Origin of the sequence: Streptococcus infantis, from assembly GCF_000960085.1 — a bacterium.
Taxonomy (GTDB): domain Bacteria; phylum Bacillota; class Bacilli; order Lactobacillales; family Streptococcaceae; genus Streptococcus; species Streptococcus infantis_C.
In genome coordinates this window covers 109,573-128,131 of record NZ_JYGT01000004.1, presented here as the reverse complement: position 1 = coordinate 128,131, position 18,559 = coordinate 109,573, and the positions used below count along the sequence as shown (strand labels likewise).

Sequence of the window (18,559 nt, the reverse complement as noted above, 5' to 3'; positions counted from 1 at the left end):
ATTTATTAAAGAATTTTTTACACTTATTTTAGAAAAAAGCTCAAGCATCTTTGGACACTTGAGTTTTTATGGGTTTAATTTGTTAATTCAACACAGAAGGCATCCCAAGGAGCCAAGGTCTGTGTAGTCAAAGCTTTTTCTACTGAGGTGTTTTCAATCAAGATAGACTTGACTGACTCTTCTACTGTAAACTCTTGCTGTTGGTTGGACAAATTGGCCACAACTAGGAAGCGACAGTCTCCATCTTTACGGATATAAGCAAAGACTTTTTCAGCCGTTTCGAGAAGTTCAAAGTCAGCACGAATCAACCAGCTATTTTCCTTACGAATGTTTACCAGTTTTTGATAAGTGTAAAAGATTGATTCTGGATTTGCTAAAGCTTCTTCTACATTTATCTTCGCATAGTTTGGATTTACAGCAAGCCAAGGTTGACCATCTGAGAAACCAGCATTTTTTGTCCTATCCCACTGCATGGGGGTACGGGCATTGTCACGACCGATGACACGGATGCTATCCATGATTTCTTCCATTGGAACACCATTTTCAAGAGCTTCACGCGCATAGTTGAGGGATTCAATATCCTCTACTTGCTCCAAGCTTTCAAACGGAAAATTGGTCATCCCAATCTCCTCCCCTTGGTAAATATAAGGAGTCCCTCTCATGAGATGAAGCAAGATGGCATACGCTTTAGCAGATTTTTCGCGGTATTCTTGGTCATTTCCCCAGATAGAAACAATACGAGGGAGGTCATGGTTGTTCCAGAAGAGGGAATTCCAGCCATCTTCAACTCCCAACTCTGTCTGCCATTTGTTGAAAATTTCTTTTAATTTCGCTACATTTAACTCTTTTTGGTACTGCCACTTGGGTTGTCCTTCCTGATACTGAAGACAGATATGTTCAAACTGGAAGACCATAGACAATTCTTGCCCATCTGGATCCGAATAGAGTTTTGCTATCTCTGGTGTTGCTCCCCAAGTTTCCCCTACTGTCAGTAAATCTTTATCGCCAAAGGTTGCCTGATTCATTTCCTTAAGATAAGGATGAAGCATAGGGCCATTGTTGACAATCTTCTGATCCGGAATCTTCCCAATCATGTCAATGACGTCCATACGGAAACCGCCGATCCCTTTATCAATCCAGAAATTCATCATCTCATAGATTTTTTGGCGAAGTTCTTCATTTTCCCAGTTGAGGTCTGGCTGCTTCTTACTGAAAAAGTGGAGATAGTATTGACCAGACTTTTCATCGTATTGCCAGGCAGAACCACTAAAAGCTGACGTCAAATTGTTAGGTTCATCACGCCAAATATAGTAGTCACGTTCGGGACTTTGAGGATTTTCACGCGCTTCGATAAACCAAGCATGCTCATCTGATGTATGATTGACCACCAAATCCATAATGATTCGAATGTCTCGTTTTTTAGCTTCAGCAATCAGCTCATCCATATCTTCCATGGTTCCAAAGATAGCTGCAATATCTTGATAATTGGCAATATCATAACCATTGTCATCCATGGGGCTATCATAGACTGGAGAAAGCCAGATTGCTGTAATCCCTAACTTCGCTAGATAGTCTAATTTGCTGGTAATGCCAGGTAAATCGCCAATCCCATCACCATTGCTATCCTTAAAACTTTTTGGATAAACTTGATAGACGACTGCATTATGCCACCATTTTTCTTGCATCTTTTTACCTCTTTTAAATTAACTTTACTCCATCATAGACTTTTTTTGCAATTTGTGCAAGCGTTTGCTTTATCTTTTTTCTCACTTTTGTGACTCTCTAGTTTCTTATCTTCTATTTTTTTTATATAATAGAAAATAGAGGTAAAATAATGAAAAAACAAGCTTTTAGTTCTGAAAAATATCTAAATTTACAACGCGACCATATCTTGGAGCGTATCAACCAATTTGACGGTAAACTCTACTTGGAGTTTGGGGGCAAGATGTTGGAAGACTTCCATGCTGCTCGTGTCCTTCCTGGTTATGAACCAGACAACAAAATCAAGCTCTTACAAGAGTTGAAAGAACAAGTAGAAGTTGTCATTGCCATCAATGCGAGCAACATTGAGCATTCTAAAGCACGTGGCGACTTGGGTATTTCTTATGACCAAGAAGTGCTTCGTTTGATCGATAAATTCAATGAATTGGGGATTTTTGTTGGCTCTGTTGTCATTACTCAATATGCTAGTCAACCGGCAGCAGATGCCTTCCGTAATCAATTAGAGAAAAATGGAATCGACTCTTATCTTCACTACCCTATCAAGGGGTATCCGACAGATATGGATCACATCATTTCTCCTGAAGGTATGGGGAAAAACGACTATATCAAAACTAGTCGCAATTTGATTGTCGTGACTGCTCCTGGGCCTGGTTCAGGTAAGTTGGCAACTTGTATGTCTAACATGTACCACGACCAACTGAATGGTATCAAGTCTGGTTATGCTAAATTTGAAACTTTCCCAGTCTGGAATCTCCCTCTCCATCATCCAGTCAACTTAGCTTATGAAGCTGCCACAGCAGACCTAGATGATGTTAATATGATTGACCCATTCCATCTCCAAACTTACGGAGAAACAACAGTTAACTACAACCGCGATATCGAGATTTTCCCTGTTCTTAAGCGTATGCTCGAACGTATCTTGGGTGAGTCTCCTTATGCATCTCCAACTGACATGGGTGTAAATATGGTTGGTTTTGCCATCACTGATAACGACGCTGCCATCGAAGCATCAAAACAGGAAATTATCCGTCGCTATTACCAGACAGTTCTTGACTTCAAAGCTGAGAAGGTTGGAGAAACAGCTGTGAAGAAGATTGAGCTTCTCATGAATGATCTGGGGATCACACCAGCTGACCGTAAGGTAGCTGTAGCCGCTCGACAACGTGCTGAAGAAACAGACGGACCTGCCCTAGCTCTTGAATTACCTTCTGGTGAAATCGTTACAGGTAAGAACTCAGAACTATTTGGCCCAACAGCAGCTGCCTTGATTAATGCTATCAAAAAATCAGCTAATATCGATGCAGAAACAAAATTAATCGAACCTGAAGTGGTAAAACCAATCCAAGGTTTGAAAATCAATCACTTGGGCAGTCGCAACCCACGTCTTCATTCTAACGAAATTCTCATTGCACTAGCCATCACAGCTATGCAAAATCCTGATGCAGATCATGCCATGAAAGAACTCGGAAATCTCAAAGGAAGCGAAGCCCATTCTACAATTATCTTAACGGATGAAGACAAGAACGTCCTTCGTAAACTTGGAATCAACGTAACTTTTGATCCTTACTACCAATATGACCGCTTGTATCGCAAGTAGATTGAAAGCTAGTTGAACTCTTTTACCCACTATCACCCCTAATCGTTAGATTCCTAATCTCTCCTAAGGGGTGACTTTATTTTACGCAAACAACCTCGGTGTCCTCCACCTATCTTATTTCCTAATTTTCAAAAGTTACTGCAGGAGTTTATTTACAATGAGAGAATTACTCAGCCCTAAAGAACAAAGACAATTAAAGATTTTAGAGTATTTATTCGAAAATCCTGATTGGATTTATCTAGATGTTTTATCTAAAACCATTGGTTACAATGCCCGCATCATTAAAAGTGATATCAAAGAATTACGTGAAATCTTTCCTGATTTTGATATCAGACACTCGACTGCAGGAATTATGATGGTGAATACACAAAATAATGGTATTGAACGAATTTACCAATATTTTTTGCAGACATCTGATTATTTTCAAATTTTAAAGGCCTTCTTCTTTTTAGATAGTCCTTTTACCTACGAACATCTTTTTGAAACTCTGGATATTTCCCTTCCGTCTTTACGAAAAAAGGTTGCGGATATCAATAAGACACTTGATGGAACCTACCGCTTTAAACTCAAGGTAACCCCAATTTCTATCATTGGAGATGAAAAAGATATTCGATTTTTCTTCTCCCAATATTTTCACGAAGCTTATAACTTTTTGGAGTGGCCTTTTACGGGAGTCAAAGAAGAAAATATTGATCGTTTTGTTTCTCTATTCTTAGGATTAGCAAAATTCCCTGCGAAATATCAGAATCTTTATCAAATTAAAACTCAAGCTTCTGTAGATTTGCATAGAATGAAGAGAGGATGCCTGGTTCAGTTGCCAGAACAAAACGCTGCTTGGTTGAACCCTATATTCGATCAGCTTCCCGATTTTCAGAATCTATTACAAGACTTGGCCCAACAATTAGATATTGAAATTACACCTGACAACCTCTGTCAAATTTTCAGTCCATTCACTGAATCTACGCTCTTCTTTACAGTTGAAGATTTCTTAGATGCCCGTCAAAGCAACGAACAAGTTAATCGTTCTTATCACGCAGCACGGGACATACTAGATAATCTAACTCGGGAATTTGGTGTCCAATTTTCCAATACAGATACCTTGATTTGGAACTTGCACAACACTGCCTTACTTGAACGAAGAGAAATTAACTCTGAATCCATCATCTCACAAAATAAAGATTATACCCTTAGAAAAATTAAAAAATTCTTCCCCCAATTTTATGATGCAACAGTACTTGAAATGGTAAGATATAAGAATATTATGGGACAAAAAGAAAAAACTTCTGCCCTTTCTCACCTAATCTACACCTTATTCACCCACGCAGAGGGCCTTACAGATCAATTATTTGAATATAAAAAGAAAGTTAGAGTCTTGGTTCTCAGTGAATATGACTTTGCCCATCCACAATTCTTGATATCCCTCTATGAATTTCACACTTCTAATAATATTCAGTACGAAACATGGGACAAGGAAACCTTAAATATTGACGAAATTAGGCAAAGCGACTATGATGCCATTGTCACTAATTTTGATATTAAAGGAATTGATAACAAGAGAATTATGAACATCAGTCGACTATCTATCCTACAAGTTGTCAACGAACTTAATAAGATTTCTATGCAAGATTTATAATTTTAAAAACCTCCTAGAAAAATTCTAGGAGGTTTTTGAAATCTATTTATTTCTAAAAATCATACAACAGTTACATTATTCAAAATCAACTGTCTGATCCTTAATCACAAGCTTGGTATGAGCTGTGATGTATTGTCGGTCAAGAGTTACTGTGATTTCCCCTTCACCATTTATAACATGCCAAGCTCCATCTTTATGAACAACCATGGCAACTTCTTGTTTATTGTTATCTTCATTCTTAACATCTAGGGCGTAGGCGTCGTCGACCCCTTCTAGCAAGACTTCTTTGTTGCTACTGAGTGTCAGTAGATAATAGGCTCCATCTCTAACACCAATATTGTATTGTTGATTCATAAATATAGTTTTGTCGTAGCTAGGTCTTGGCTCAGAAGTTTCTGATCCATTTCGAAGGATATCCGTATAAAAACCTTTTTGTTTTTCTGACTCTGCCTGTTCTTGAGATTTGATAAATTTCTGAACTGCAGCAATCTTTTCACTCTCTTGTTTCTTTGAAGCTCTCATTTGATGAATGATGACAGTTCGAATCAAAAACGAGCTTGCAAACAAGAGTCCTATGATAGTTGAAATTTTCCCTTTTTTCATCCCCGCCTCAATCTCCTTATACTTCACTATTTACTACTTTTCAATAGTATAACAAGATTTTTATAGGATGACAAGAAAAATTGAAGAGTAACAGCAGGATTTCCCTTATTCTACCGTTACAGACTTAGCAAGATTACGTGGTTTATCTACATCGAGTCCACGATGTAGGGTTGCAAAGTAAGCGACTAATTGTGTTGGTACGACCATTGAGATTGGTGAGAGGTAAGGGTGGACCGTCGTAAGAACGATATCGTCTGTATCTTTGGCAACATTTTCTTCTGCGATGGTGAGGACCTTAGCTCCACGAGCTGCCACTTCTTGGATATTTCCACGAGTGTGGTTAGCAAGAACTGGATCTGATAAGAGGGCCAAAACAGGTGTTCCATCTTCGATCAAGGCAATCGTTCCGTGCTTGAGTTCTCCAGCCGCAAAACCTTCACATTGGATGTAAGAAATCTCTTTGAGTTTGAGACTCGCTTCCATAGCCACATAGTAGTCTTGACCACGTCCGATGTAAAAGGCGTTGCGTGTTGTTTCAAGGAGGTCACGAACTTTCGCATCAATCAATTCTTTTTCTGAAAGGGTTGACTCGATAGACTGAGCTACGATTGATAATTCGTGAACTAGGTCAAAGGCTTTGGCTTTTTCGTTGCCATTTGCTTCACCGACTGCTTTTGCAAGGAAGGCAAGGGATGCGATTTGGGCTGTATAAGCCTTAGTTGATGCTACGGCAATTTCAGGACCTGCATGAAGCAACATAGTATGGTTGGCTTCACGTGACAGCGTTGATCCTGGCACGTTTGTCACTGTCAAGCTTGGGATACCCATTTCATTAGCCTTAACCAAAACTTGACGGCTATCAGCTGTTTCACCAGATTGACTGATAAAGATAAAGAGTGGTTTCTTGCTGAGAAGTGGCATGCCGTAGCCCCACTCAGAGGAAATCCCAAGTTCAACAGGCGTATCTGTCAATTCTTCTAGCATCTTCTTAGAAGCAAATCCTGCGTGATAAGATGTTCCAGCTGCAAGGATGTAGATGCGGTCTGCGTCTTGAACAGCCTTGATGATAGCTGGATCTACGACAACTTGACCAGCTTCATCTGTGTAGGCTTTGATCAACTTACGCATCACCGTTGGTTGCTCGTCGATTTCCTTAAGCATGTAGTAAGGATATGTTCCCTTACCGATATCTGACAAGTCAAGTTCAGCAGTGTAGCTAGCACGCTCACGACTGTTGCCATCATAATCTTGAACTTCGACACTATCAGCTTTCACAATTACCAACTCTTGGTCATGGATTTCCATGTATTGGTTAGTCTCACGAATCATAGCCATGGCATCTGAGCAGACCATGTTATAGCCTTCTCCAAGACCAATCAAAAGTGGTGATTTGTTCTTCGCTACATAGATGACATCTGGATTTTCAGAGTCAATCAAGGCAAAGGCATATGAACCACGGATGATGTGAAGGGCTTTTTTGAAGGCTTCAAGTACTGACAAGCCGTCTTCTTCCGCAAATTTACCAATCAAGTGAACAGCGATTTCTGTATCTGTTTGTCCCTTGAAGTGGTGACCTGCAAGGTATTCTTCCTTGATTTCAAGGTAGTTTTCAATCACTCCATTATGAACCAAGACAAAACGACCAGTCTCAGAGAGGTGCGGGTGAGCATTGTCTTCTGTTGGTTTCCCGTGAGTGGCCCAACGAGTATGTCCGATACCAGTTGTTCCCTCCACTCCAGCTGTCTTGGCAGACAATTCTGCAATACGACCAACCGCTTTCACCAAATGGCTTTCAGCACCACCTAGGACAAAAATCCCAGCCGAATCATAACCACGGTATTCGAGTTTTTCAAGTCCTTGAATCAAAATATCAGTTGCATTTGTGTTTCCAACAACACCAACAATTCCACACATAGTATATACGACACAGACCAGCTGTGCTTTCTCCTTAAATTGGTATAGTCTAATTCTCGATTTGCAGAATCAGCAAAAACAGTATATACTTGTTTCTTTCACTTGTCAAGGATAAAAATTGGTATAGTTCAATTGCTTTTAAAATACAAACAAAAAACCATTCAAGAAATCTCTCTTGAATGGCTGGAAATGATAGTTGTTTGCAGCGTTATTATTGCAACAACATATATTTAAGACCAAAATCTTTACTGATAATTTTGCCCAAGTCCAAGATAGACATAAGTTCGGGTTCGTGGACAATCTTTTTTCATCTTCACCCTAAAATAAAACCTATGCTCCCTGCCGTCCTTGGTATTTTCCTTATTCAAGACAAAATAGTCCTTTTGGTTAATGGCCATGGTTCGTAAGATGTCGTCAATCAGAAAAATCAGGGGCACATTCATGGCAGAGTATTTTTGGAAATCTTCCTCGAAACGAATATAGTTATCTGAGAAATAGTCCATCTGCAATTTATTTTCATATAGCTCTCTTCTAGTCATAAACTTCCTCCTGACAAAGTTGGATTGCGAGAATGTCTTGGACCCTTAGCAGTCTATAGCTCTCATCAGTTTTAACCGAGACCTCTTCAGGAGACAATTCTCTTACTTCACCGATTATCGTACTTTTATGATTATTCCCCTTGACCACAAAAGAGCCTTTTAGTCGTCCGACGTATAGCTGGGAAAGTAACAACAACTTCTCAACTTGATCCAAATCAGTCGACAAATCGACACGATTTTTTTCTTCACTGAGCGAGCTCGTATGCTCTGATAAAAAGAAGCCCATCCACTTCTGCATCCCTGGATCCTGGTAGTCCCTCGCGGATTGAAAAGGTAAGTAAGAACGATCAATCATTTGAGTCCATCTAATCCTCCAGCAGAATGCCCTCCGATCAGCTTACTTCTGGCAATACTTCTTGAGGCATCCTCTAAGGCAGTCGCCTTCAAGAGAGAAGTAAATCCGAATTGCTCTCGAATGGAATCAATGGCAGTCTGGAGCCTTTCTTCTTTTTCTACTTTGTATACATCATCAAAAAGGGAAATCAAACCAAAGGATTCGTCCACAAATCCTGAATAACTAACGGCAACACTCCTGACGGCCCCAGAAGTATATTTGCTGTGAAATAATTCCAGGACATGACCGACCAAAATACTGGTGTTATTGGTCGGTTCAACCTTCATCTGGGTATGAATGGAGCGTTTCTGTTCCTGCTTAGAAAAACCAAGGTGGATAGATACCACTGTCGCCTTTTTACCAGCTCTTCGAAGTCTGATAGCTACTTGTTCCGCCATTTCTCGGAGGATAATTTCGATGTCTCGCTGTTTGACATAATCTCGCGGTAAAATTTGTGAATTGCCAAGGCCATGAGATTTTGGCTTATAGGGTTTATGAACATTACTCTCATCTATCCCATTGGCATGAAACCACAAGCGAAGTCCAGCTTGACCAAGTTCTTTCTTCAGAACATCAGGATTTCTATTAGCCAATTCCTTAATTGAATAAATCCCTAAACCATTCAAGCGCTTCTCCATCCGATGTCCAATCCCCCAAAAGTCGGTCATCTTTGGAATGGACCAAACTTTGTCTTCCACATCCTGGTAAGACCAATTAGCTCGCATAGTCGGTGTGTGCTTGGCTTCATTATCCAAGGCCAACTTAGCAAGCAGAGGATTGGCATTAGACATGCCGACTGTCGAGTAAATCCCTGTCTGCCGCCAGATATCCCTCTGGATACGAGCCGAAAGCATATCCAGCTTATCTTTACGAGAAATCTGCTGGTCTGGGACAAAATAATTAAGTGAACTAGTCAGATCGATAAAACCTTCATCAATAGAGTAAGGATAAATATCATCTGGACTGCTATAATTCTGAAAAATTCGTTGAATTTCCATATTGACCGCGATATACTTATCCATCCTAGGAGGGACAATCACGGTCAACCGAGCCCAGTCTTCGATAAATTTCACATAGGATGGGTCTGTCCGTAAACCTTGTTTCTGGGCATTGTAGTATGAAAATTTACGTGTTTTGATATCAAAAGGGAGGTCATAAGCACGACCTACATTTGCTTTCCCAAAGACCTTTTTAAACATAGGAGAGGAGGAAAGGATTAGACCAACAGAATTATCTGCTCGACTCATGACACAAAGGGAAGTTTTGAGGGGATGAAGTCCTCTTTCTACGCACTCAACACTGGCATAAAAAGACTTCATATCAACAAAGGCAATATCACTTTTAGGCTCTCTGGAATAATCAAAGTAGCCCATCGGCTATCCCTCCATCGGTACAAAATTACCCACGATAATGCCTACAATTCGCGGATCTTCTTCGTAAGAAATGTGAATATCCTTGTATTTAGGATTGATAGAGACCAGACGCAGACCATCTTCTTCTCGGTAAACTCGTTTAATATAGGTCTGGTTATTGCAAACCACTGCATAGACAGCGCCATCATAATCAAATCCAGTCTCTCGAATCAGAGCCACGGAACCATTTTGATATTTGGGTTCCATAGAATCTCCAGAGACCCAGGAAGCAAAATCGTGAGCTAGTTCCTCATTAAAGTAAACCGTATCAAAATTCCGATCATCATAAACTGAAGCACCGATACCAGCCGACATGCGTTCGTAGACATGATACTCGAAAAGTTTTTCTGGCATGACAGTCACTTTCTTGGCTTGTTCTTCTTGGGCCAGGTTGCGAGCATAGACTACCACCTTTTCTTTCCCTTGGTTAGAGAGGCTATTATAGAGACGGACAATCTCAATTTGGGTGAAATAGCCTTTGGGTACTTTTAAGATTTTTTCTAGCTGACTAACCTTTTCTTCAGAAGGCTCCTTGACTCCACGTTCCCAGGCTGAATAAGCCTGAAAACTAATGCCAAGCTGCTCTGCAATTTCTTTCTGTGTTAGCTTTAACTCTTTTCTCCGAGCCTTTAGTTTTTCTGGTTGGTACATGACTTCCCTCCTAGTGTGATACTTTCATTGAAGGTTGACTCTATTTTTAAAACTCAACCATTTTGATTTAGTTTTATTATATAAAAAAAGTAGACAAATGTCTACTGGGAAAATCAAATTTTAAACCTACTTGCTTCATCTTCATAAAGTGATAATGACTCACAAATAAAGAAGAAAACCATCTCATCAAATCTGAGATGGTTAATCATTTAGTCTACTTTATAAAAAACTTGTTCTGAGCTAGTTGGAGCAGCTTGACCAGCAGTAAGTCTGTTTTTACTTAAGTCAGAATCAACCCATTTCATAGTAGTCCCCGCAGGATAAATACTCATGCCAAATCCTGTAGCTCCAGATCTAACGCTAAAGTTAATACTCCCATCGTTACCCATGCTCACTTTCTCAATGTTCCCACTGTTTACTAATCCATTTTTATCGAATGTAAACTCTTGGCCAAGTCCATTTCTCCATGTCCCAGCTAGAGTAGAGTAATCTCCGTTTAGAATGGCCTGCTCATCTATTTTTTGTGATTCAGCATTCGTTTTCTCTTCTTGTGTCGAAGGTCTTTCCTCCTCCGTAGTAGTAATACTATCTTGGGTAGTCGTTAAACTAGTGGTTGTTGAACTAGTCGTTGTCGTACTAGTAGTAGAACGCTGTTCCGTTGTAGGAGTATTCACTACTTCTGCATCTTGCTTCTTATGATTAAAGAAGAGAAAACTTATCAGCACTACCGAGATTAAGGAACATAACAAAATCAACAGCCAGTTGATGCCTTTTCCTATTTTCATTTATAACTCCTTTATATTATTCTTATTTAATTATATCATACTAAACTAATACTAGGAAGAAATTGTATAAGACAAAAACTACTGGGGTGAACTTTGATTTTTTGAAACAAAAAAGACATCCAAGAGTAAATTCTTGAATGTCTGTAAACGTTGATATAATCGTGTTGATTAACGTTTTGAGGCAACTGACTTTGTCAGGTTGCAGCCACATTTGTAAGCGACTAAAGTCGCAACAACTGTGTCAATTGCACCAATTTAGTAAGAAAGTATAAAAAAGAACACCCCGAAAGGTGCTCTTTGTAAGTATAGTAATTCTTTCGAATTAACGTTTACTAAATTGTGATGCTTTACGAGCTTTCTTAAGACCTGGTTGGAAACATTTCTATTTGAATAAGTTTCAAGATGGGCTTAAAATCAATGTTTTCCCACATTTACAGAAAACAGAATTTCATCTAATTTGAATAACTTTCATTTGAATGGTGTGAATTTTACCCTAAAAATACACGAATTGAGCTAGATTTTACCTAAAAGTTCACACCATTTAAATTGTCGTTTTATACAATTTTTTGTGAACATAATTAATCAAACTACTCCCATAATTATTCGATAAATACGATAAATTTGAGGTTGTTTTAAATTAATTGCTAAGATTCTCAGCATACTATTCACTGATTATTAACTGATAATATCTACTCTTCGTTTATTAATCTATTATATTTTACCATAAAAACACACTGAAATACTTGTCTCAGTGTGTTTATTTCATTCTATTGTTTTCGTCTTAGTGAGCGATTTTTTCTGTAATAAGTTTTAATCTAATATGTTGTAGTTGATAAAATTGTAGATGATATAGGAAAGTCAAGAACAATTGTATACCTAATTAGGCAAAAGGCTATAGAACACTTAGCAGATGTATTTACTACAGATTGATTTATACCTATAACATTGGATACATTTTTTTCTCATCCAGTTTGAAAATCTGTATAGAAAGTTTCTTTTTATTGGTAGATTTATTTTTTAATTTACTCTTTTTGAGCAAATTCTTTATAGACAGAGGAGGTAATGACTTATAGTAAATATCTCTTAAACCATTATCTTCATTTAACCAAACTACAAATAAAACCACACCACCATTGGATTTATATAATTCTAGATCACTTATATCTAATAAAAATGATTTGAGTATATCATTTTTTTGCCTAGTGGCTTTAATTTGAACAGGCACTTTACCAAGTATTTCGCTTTTTTTCTCACTAGATGACTTAAGAACATGAATTTCTCCATCCCACGCTGGAGTTTTATCATTTTTATCAAAATAAGATTGAAGTAACTCATGCTTATCTATGAATGTTGACAGATGTGAAACACCTAATGTTTCAGTCTTTTGATTATTTGCCAAATTCTCACCTCAATACATTGCTCTATGTATCTTACATTATACCATTAACAAAGAAAAACATATAGTAAATAATAACTTAAATTACCCGTAAATTATACTATGAAAATTTTTATCATAAGTTCAATATATTTTCTAAATTAATGATTTTCTGACAATAAATTTACCATACACTCCTTCGAGATAATTCTATTATACTTGAACAAAAAACCGTAGTTGGGAGAACTACGGTCGCTTTTTGTCCAATCGGGGGAATTAGATTGAATAAATTGAAAGTATTCCCTCGAAATTAATTGAGGACATAAAGTGTCATAATTTAGGAGAGACACCTTATTCAGGAAATTGTACATTTTTCGGTACACAATTATTATAAAAAAAATACAGTAAAAAAGCAAGTGAAAATGGTAGCGTTTCCAATGTTTTTTCTTTATCTACAAAATGAATGTTTCTATTTCAATCTCACAAGGAACTTGGAAACTTTCTTCAATTTCTTTTTTAAATTGAGTCCCAGCATAATTTGGAATCTGTGGACCAGCATAGAAAATCTCACCTTTATCAGGGTCAACCATTCCCGCAGAGGAAATCGCCACACCTGCTACTGGACCTTTTTCGAGATAGCTAGCTACAATGTCTTTTGTTTTTTGTAAGATATGCAGACCACCCTTATGTGCCTCAGTTGCTACTTCGTGAGACTCTACAAGTTGTCCATCTTGGTCAATCAAACCATATTTGATATTAGTTCCACCAATATCAATTGCAACGTAATTAGTCATAAAGCCTCCTGTTGATTAGAGGAAACGCTCCTTAGTTTCACGAATCAATTGAGCAGCTGCTTCTACAACTGGGTGATCTTCTTCGGTCACTGGTGTAATCTGATACTGAAAAAGGAAGAATCCTTGATTTTATGAGCCTAGTAAATAGTGAATATCCAATTGATGATAGTTTCAATTACCAACACTATATTTCTAATGCTGAAATTCCAGTAAAATATGAAAATTATGTTAAAGAAATTGCTACACAATTCTACAATGAAAACAAAAAAAATAACAATATCCAATGATAGTGTTATTTTTTATTTATTTTCGACGACTTAAAAGTTTTCATATTCAAATATTTCAACTTTTCATATAATTCTTTAGCTTAAACTCTTTTATTTTTATATTTTTATCTTCATTAAGTAAGAAAGTCTCAATATCTATAATCGATATCTCCCTATCATTCTCAATTGAAATCAAAATATCATAAGAATTATTAGACAACTGTTCTTTTAACTCAACATTATATTTTCTGAAATCAAGTGTTCCCAGATTAGTATAAATCTTACCAAGTAAAGAAATATCATTAGTTTCTAACACTATCTTTGCTTGATAAATCTCATGATTTTTACCATTACTGTGTGTCACTAATTGCACAAGAACAACTATGAAACTACAAAAAGAACCAAATATCCAAAAATCAGCACCAATTGCCATACCTATACCAGCAGTAGCCCATATCCCTGCAGCAGTAGTTATTCCACTAACTTTCTTATCACGAGTAAAAATAATTCCTCCACCTATAAAGCTAATACCACTAACAATTTGAGCTGCAACCCTAGAAGTATCATAGGATGGTGTGTCTAAAAATGCTTCTTTTGAGAGAATCATCATTAAAGCTGATGTTAAAGCAACAATTATATGCGTTTTTACTCCTGCTTGCTTATTACGTGCCTTACGCTCATAACCAATTGCCCACCCACATGCACAAGCGATTAGTATTGATATAACATGCCTTAACTCGACAATACTGTTAAATGAATGGTTAAAAATTGTAGACATTAATTCACCTCGTTCTATAATGACATCGGTGTCATAAACTGTATTCTACTACTATTTTAATATTTTATCAAACAAAAAAATCGGTATTTTTTACCGATTAAAAACTTTGTCTTCTAACAATCTTTGAAGATACCTCCACAGATTCTATATTTTCTCGATTAATGATTGCTAAAACACCTTCTATCATTTTTTGGGCTAACATAGCATAATTAGGAGAAATCGTAGACAAAGCCGGAGTATAATATTGAGAAATAGGAATATTATCAAAACCAATTATTGAAATATCATCAGGAATGATAATTCCCTTCTCATAACACGCACGAATCAGTCCCTGAACCTTCTCGTCCCCAGAAACAAATATCATATCTGGATGGTTTTGTTTAGTTAAATGATTTATAGCATATGAATAAACTGAATCAATTGTAGTTAAACCATAAATAACTTGTAAATCCATTAAATAATTTTTATCAGTCAGAAAAGTACGAATACCTCTTTCACGATCCTTATTAACAAGAGACTCTCCTCCCATAAGTAACCACATACTATCAATATTCTCTTCTGATACTAATTTCATCATGTCATAAGTAGCTTGAAAATTGTTATTAGATACATAAACGACATTCGGTGTTCGAGATTCTCCAAAAACTATGAAAGGCATACTATTCTTCTGTAAGTAATTAATCCTAATATCGTCTTTACTTTCATAAAATACTATTACTCCATCTATTAAGCTTCCAGTACTTGAAATTATTGAATTACTAATTGTATCTTCTTCACCAAAGTATTCAACAATAGCGTTTACACCAAACTCCTTACAAGTTTGTAAAACTTTATCTAGCAAAGTTTGAAACCAAATCAAAGGAAATGAATCAATCTTTTTAACAGAAATCAAAATGTTTATAGTTTCTTTCTTAGTCAAATTTTTCGCATATGCATTTGGAACATACGATAATTCATCAATGACTTTTTTTATAGCTTGATAAGTCTCTTCTTTTACCTTTTCACCACCATTTATAACACGTGAAACTGTCTTTGGAGAAAAACCTGATAAATTTGCAATATCATAAATAGTTACCTTTTTATCATTTATATTTTTCACTTCAGTCCTCCATTATGGCCTTTATATAATTATTATACAATATTTACTTTTTAAAACAAGATAATTTAGTAAAATATTTTATTGTATTATAACCTTAACTTTAATTCAAATAATCTTAAATTTTGAACTCTATTCTTCTGATTCAAAAAAACAACATTGACAGTTCAAATCTTTATTCTTTACAATTTTTTCTACTTCACATCTGATAAATTTGTATGAAAATAAATTACCATAAAAATGTAAAGAATCATTTACGGTAAAATCTATTGAAACTATAAATGTATCTAATAACATTTGAACATAGCAGTCTAAGATCGGAATAATCTTTTCCTTATCAATAAGCTTTGTTAGTATATCATCAGCTGGTAAAGAAGACGAAAATACCATTTCACAAATATCATAAAAAGAATGAAATCTATACACTTGCATTAAAGAATTATATTCAAAATACGTTATTCTTCCACAATCAAAATTAATATTATACACCTTCATTTATGTACACCTTTATACATTGAAAATAATCTTGAGTAATTTTTAATCTAAAAAACAAAGGGACAAGAATAACTGCCCCTTTGTTTATTCTATATCAACTAACTTCTTCAACATAAATAACACCAACAATATCTGCTATTTCTTCCATTAGTTTAAGATGTTCAAACTTACCTGAAAGTTCTAGAGTCATAAATGATGCTATTCTTTTGTCTGGAACATCAAAATATTCAATTCTTTCAGAATTAACATCTCCAAAAGCAGTTCTTGAATCATTCAATCGAATTCCATTTTCTGCACAATAAACTAATACTCGATTATATGCCTCAGTAGATTTAACTACAATATATAATTCAATAACTTTTGAACGACTTTGAAGATATTTTTTTAAAGGCTGAAACATAGTAATCACACTCCACACAGAAATAGCTACTAACAGAGCACCTTCATAAAAACCTACTCCAATAGCTAAACCTATTCCTGCAGAAGCCCAGATTCCTGCTGCAGTTGTCAGACCCGTAACCTTCTTTTTATCTGTGATAAGAATTGTTCCAGCTCCAAGAAAACCAACACCAGAAATAACTTGAGCACCTAAACGTGTCGGATCTCCTGTTCCAAACTTATAAGATACAAATTCATTAGTCATCATAATCAAACAAGCAGCCATACAAACGATACTATGTGTACGAATACCTGCTGGTTGAGATTTACTTCCTCTTTCCAAGCCAATAATACTTCCAATGACCAAAGATAATACAACTCTAATGATAATTTCAATGTATGATAGTCCCATGCCGGATGATAGCATTAATATTTCCTTTTCTTACCGCGTGGTCTCTGTGTGAAGTATAACACAGTTCCAGAAATAATCATTAGAACAATTGTATAAACGAATACAAGAGCTTGTGCGTTAGATGTTGCTGTTTCATCACCTGCAGAACGAATCGTAATACCTAATGGTTGAGCCAATGGATGATAAAGGAATACAGATAAATCGAAATCGGTCAATAAAGAATTAAAGTTGAGTGCGATAACAGAGAGAACAACCGGCAAGATGAAAGGAATAATAACCTTCATCATTGTGTAAAATGGTGAAGCCCCCATACTTCTAGCAGCATCCTCCATCTCATCATCAACACTAAATAAGATTGCACGTACCATTCTATAAGAGAATGGAATTTTTACAACAATATAAGCGATTAGCAAAATTACTAAACTACCAACTAGAATCTGGTTAAAGACTAAAAGTTGAGGTTGGTTGAAAGTGAACAATAAACTAACTGCTAGAAGTGTACTTGGTAATAGCCAAGGAAGAAGAGCTCCGTATTCGAACAAGAAATCAAATCGAGCTTTATGTTTACGAACTACTCGCGCAAACACAACAGCAAGAACTGTTGCAGTAGTTGCAGCAATGATAGAATATATAAAGCTGACTAGGAATGGAGAAAACGCAGCACTATTACTAAAGAACAATCTGTAATTATCAAGAGTAAAGTTTGATAATGATAAGTTTCCTGTCTGTATTGCAACTGGGTCAGTAAATGAATACAATACAATGAAAATCAATGGTAACATGAAAACAGTGAACAAAGCATAAGCAACAATATGTGCAATGATATTCCATGGTTTAGATGTGATTTTTTGTTTTTTCAAAGGTGCTTTCGTTTTAGAAATAGAAATATAATTTCCGCCTTTTTCGATCTTGTTCATAATAGTAAGCAAAATCGTAGTGGCAACACCCAAAATAATTGCTAGAAAGGCGGCTAAGTCACGAGAATTTCCCATTCCAGCAAATGTTATGATCATTGGGTTAATAGTTTGGAATTCTTTCCCACCAACAATCATAGGTGCTGCTACTGCTGATAACCCACTTAGAAAAACCATAATTGTCAGAGCGAATAAAGTAGGAATAAGAGTTGGCAATACTACTTTTCTAAACACTGTAAATGGTTTTGCACCCATATTACGTGCAGCTTCAATAGTATGATAGTCTACACTACGAATTGTATTAGTTAGGAATAAGGTGTGATTAGCAGTACCAGAAAATGTCATAATAAATAGAACTGCACCATAACCAATAAACCAGTTAGGATCTAAAGATGGAATAATACCTTGTAAAAATTTGGTAATCATTCCATATGGTCCATAAACGAATTTATAACCAGTAGCCAAAACTACTCCACCATAGATTAGTGACGTCATGTATCCTAGTTTTAATATTTTAGCTCCTTTAATATCAAAATATTCTGTAAACAATACACAAAGTACACCAACAACATTAACAGTTATAATTAGTGAGAATGCTAACTTAAAACTGTTCATAATACTCTGAATCGCACGTTGAGATTTAAGAGCTCGTTGTACGACATCAAGTGAAAATTCTCCACCTTTTACAAATACATTAACTACTAAATCAAAGTTTGGATAGATAATGAAAGTTACCAAGAACCAGATTAACCCTAAACGAATGAGCCAATCTTTCCAATTTAATTTATGACGCATACTGCA

General features: G+C 36.3%; 15 protein-coding genes and 2 pseudogenes. 2 read left to right on the top strand and 15 right to left on the bottom strand.

Translation table 11 applies throughout. The features are described 5' to 3' along the window. Positions 1-74: 74 nt before the first annotated feature. Positions 75-1,685: a glycoside hydrolase family 13 protein gene (locus TZ94_RS01720; protein WP_045613575.1), complete on the bottom strand. Its 1,611-nt coding sequence runs from the start codon at positions 1,683-1,685 to the stop codon at positions 75-77. Between the two features lie 149 nt (positions 1,686-1,834). Between TZ94_RS01720 and TZ94_RS01715 the strand changes: the two genes are divergently transcribed. Together TZ94_RS01715 and TZ94_RS01710 are read left to right on the top strand one after the other, a co-directional pair. After that, positions 1,835-3,319, top strand: coding sequence for a DUF1846 domain-containing protein (locus tag TZ94_RS01715; RefSeq protein WP_045613573.1), 1,485 nt, complete (start codon positions 1,835-1,837; stop codon positions 3,317-3,319). A 157-nt stretch (positions 3,320-3,476) separates the two neighbouring features. Next, positions 3,477-4,952 carry a M protein trans-acting positive regulator PRD domain-containing protein gene (locus tag TZ94_RS01710; RefSeq protein WP_045613571.1) on the top strand — a complete coding sequence of 492 codons (1,476 nt, stop codon included), beginning with the start codon at positions 3,477-3,479 and terminating at the stop codon, positions 4,950-4,952. Between the two features lie 75 nt (positions 4,953-5,027). On the opposite strand, the gene TZ94_RS01705 is transcribed toward TZ94_RS01710, so the two are convergent. The 14 genes and pseudogenes from TZ94_RS01705 to TZ94_RS01635 form a co-directional block, all read right to left on the bottom strand. Further along, positions 5,028-5,555 carry a hypothetical protein gene (locus TZ94_RS01705; protein ID WP_045613569.1) on the bottom strand — a complete coding sequence of 176 codons (528 nt, stop codon included), beginning with the start codon at positions 5,553-5,555 and terminating at the stop codon, positions 5,028-5,030. Between the two features lie 105 nt (positions 5,556-5,660). After that, a complete protein-coding gene (gene glmS / locus TZ94_RS01700; protein ID WP_045613568.1) occupies positions 5,661-7,469 on the bottom strand; it encodes a glutamine--fructose-6-phosphate transaminase (isomerizing) in 1,809 nt (602 codons plus the stop codon). 245 nt (positions 7,470-7,714) lie between these two features. After that, positions 7,715-8,008, bottom strand: coding sequence for a DUF5960 family protein (locus TZ94_RS01695; RefSeq protein WP_045613566.1), 294 nt, complete (start codon positions 8,006-8,008; stop codon positions 7,715-7,717). Further along, a complete protein-coding gene (locus TZ94_RS01690; RefSeq protein WP_045613564.1) occupies positions 8,001-8,363 on the bottom strand; it encodes a hypothetical protein in 363 nt (120 codons plus the stop codon). The genes TZ94_RS01695 and TZ94_RS01690 overlap by 8 nt, the downstream gene beginning before the upstream one ends. After that, positions 8,360-9,775: a Y-family DNA polymerase gene (locus tag TZ94_RS01685; RefSeq protein WP_045613562.1), complete on the bottom strand. Its 1,416-nt coding sequence runs from the start codon at positions 9,773-9,775 to the stop codon at positions 8,360-8,362. The genes TZ94_RS01690 and TZ94_RS01685 overlap by 4 nt, the downstream gene beginning before the upstream one ends. 3 nt (positions 9,776-9,778) lie before the next feature. After that, positions 9,779-10,465: an XRE family transcriptional regulator gene (locus TZ94_RS01680; RefSeq protein ID WP_045613560.1), complete on the bottom strand. Its 687-nt coding sequence runs from the start codon at positions 10,463-10,465 to the stop codon at positions 9,779-9,781. Between the two features lie 209 nt (positions 10,466-10,674). Beyond that, complete coding sequence (locus TZ94_RS01675; RefSeq protein ID WP_045613559.1) at positions 10,675-11,250, bottom strand: DUF6287 domain-containing protein; 576 nt, start codon at positions 11,248-11,250, stop codon at positions 10,675-10,677. Between the two features lie 940 nt (positions 11,251-12,190). Continuing rightward, a pseudogene (locus TZ94_RS01670) lies at positions 12,191-12,649 on the bottom strand (DUF4365 domain-containing protein); the annotation flags it as partial. A gap of 449 nt (positions 12,650-13,098) precedes the next feature. Further along, positions 13,099-13,419, bottom strand: a pseudogene (locus tag TZ94_RS01665) (ROK family protein); the annotation flags it as partial. Between the two features lie 342 nt (positions 13,420-13,761). Continuing rightward, the gene (locus TZ94_RS01655; protein WP_045613556.1) at positions 13,762-14,463 is read right to left on the bottom strand and encodes an MgtC/SapB family protein; all 702 of its coding nucleotides are present in this window, start codon (positions 14,461-14,463) and stop codon (positions 13,762-13,764) included. A 97-nt stretch (positions 14,464-14,560) separates the two neighbouring features. Further along, positions 14,561-15,562 carry a LacI family DNA-binding transcriptional regulator gene (locus TZ94_RS01650; RefSeq protein ID WP_045613555.1) on the bottom strand — a complete coding sequence of 334 codons (1,002 nt, stop codon included), beginning with the start codon at positions 15,560-15,562 and terminating at the stop codon, positions 14,561-14,563. Positions 15,563-15,691: 129 nt separating this feature from the next. Beyond that, on the bottom strand, positions 15,692-16,054 hold the full coding sequence (locus tag TZ94_RS01645; RefSeq protein ID WP_045613553.1) for a hypothetical protein: 363 nt from the start codon (positions 16,052-16,054) through the stop codon (positions 15,692-15,694). Positions 16,055-16,148: 94 nt separating this feature from the next. Beyond that, positions 16,149-16,859 carry an MgtC/SapB family protein gene (locus TZ94_RS01640; RefSeq protein ID WP_045613552.1) on the bottom strand — a complete coding sequence of 237 codons (711 nt, stop codon included), beginning with the start codon at positions 16,857-16,859 and terminating at the stop codon, positions 16,149-16,151. Further along, entirely contained in the window at positions 16,859-18,553 is a 1,695-nt protein-coding gene (locus tag TZ94_RS01635) for an ABC transporter permease (protein WP_045613551.1), read from the bottom strand. Before TZ94_RS01635 ends, TZ94_RS01640 begins: the two co-directional genes overlap by 1 nt. Positions 18,554-18,559: the final 6 nt, after the last annotated feature.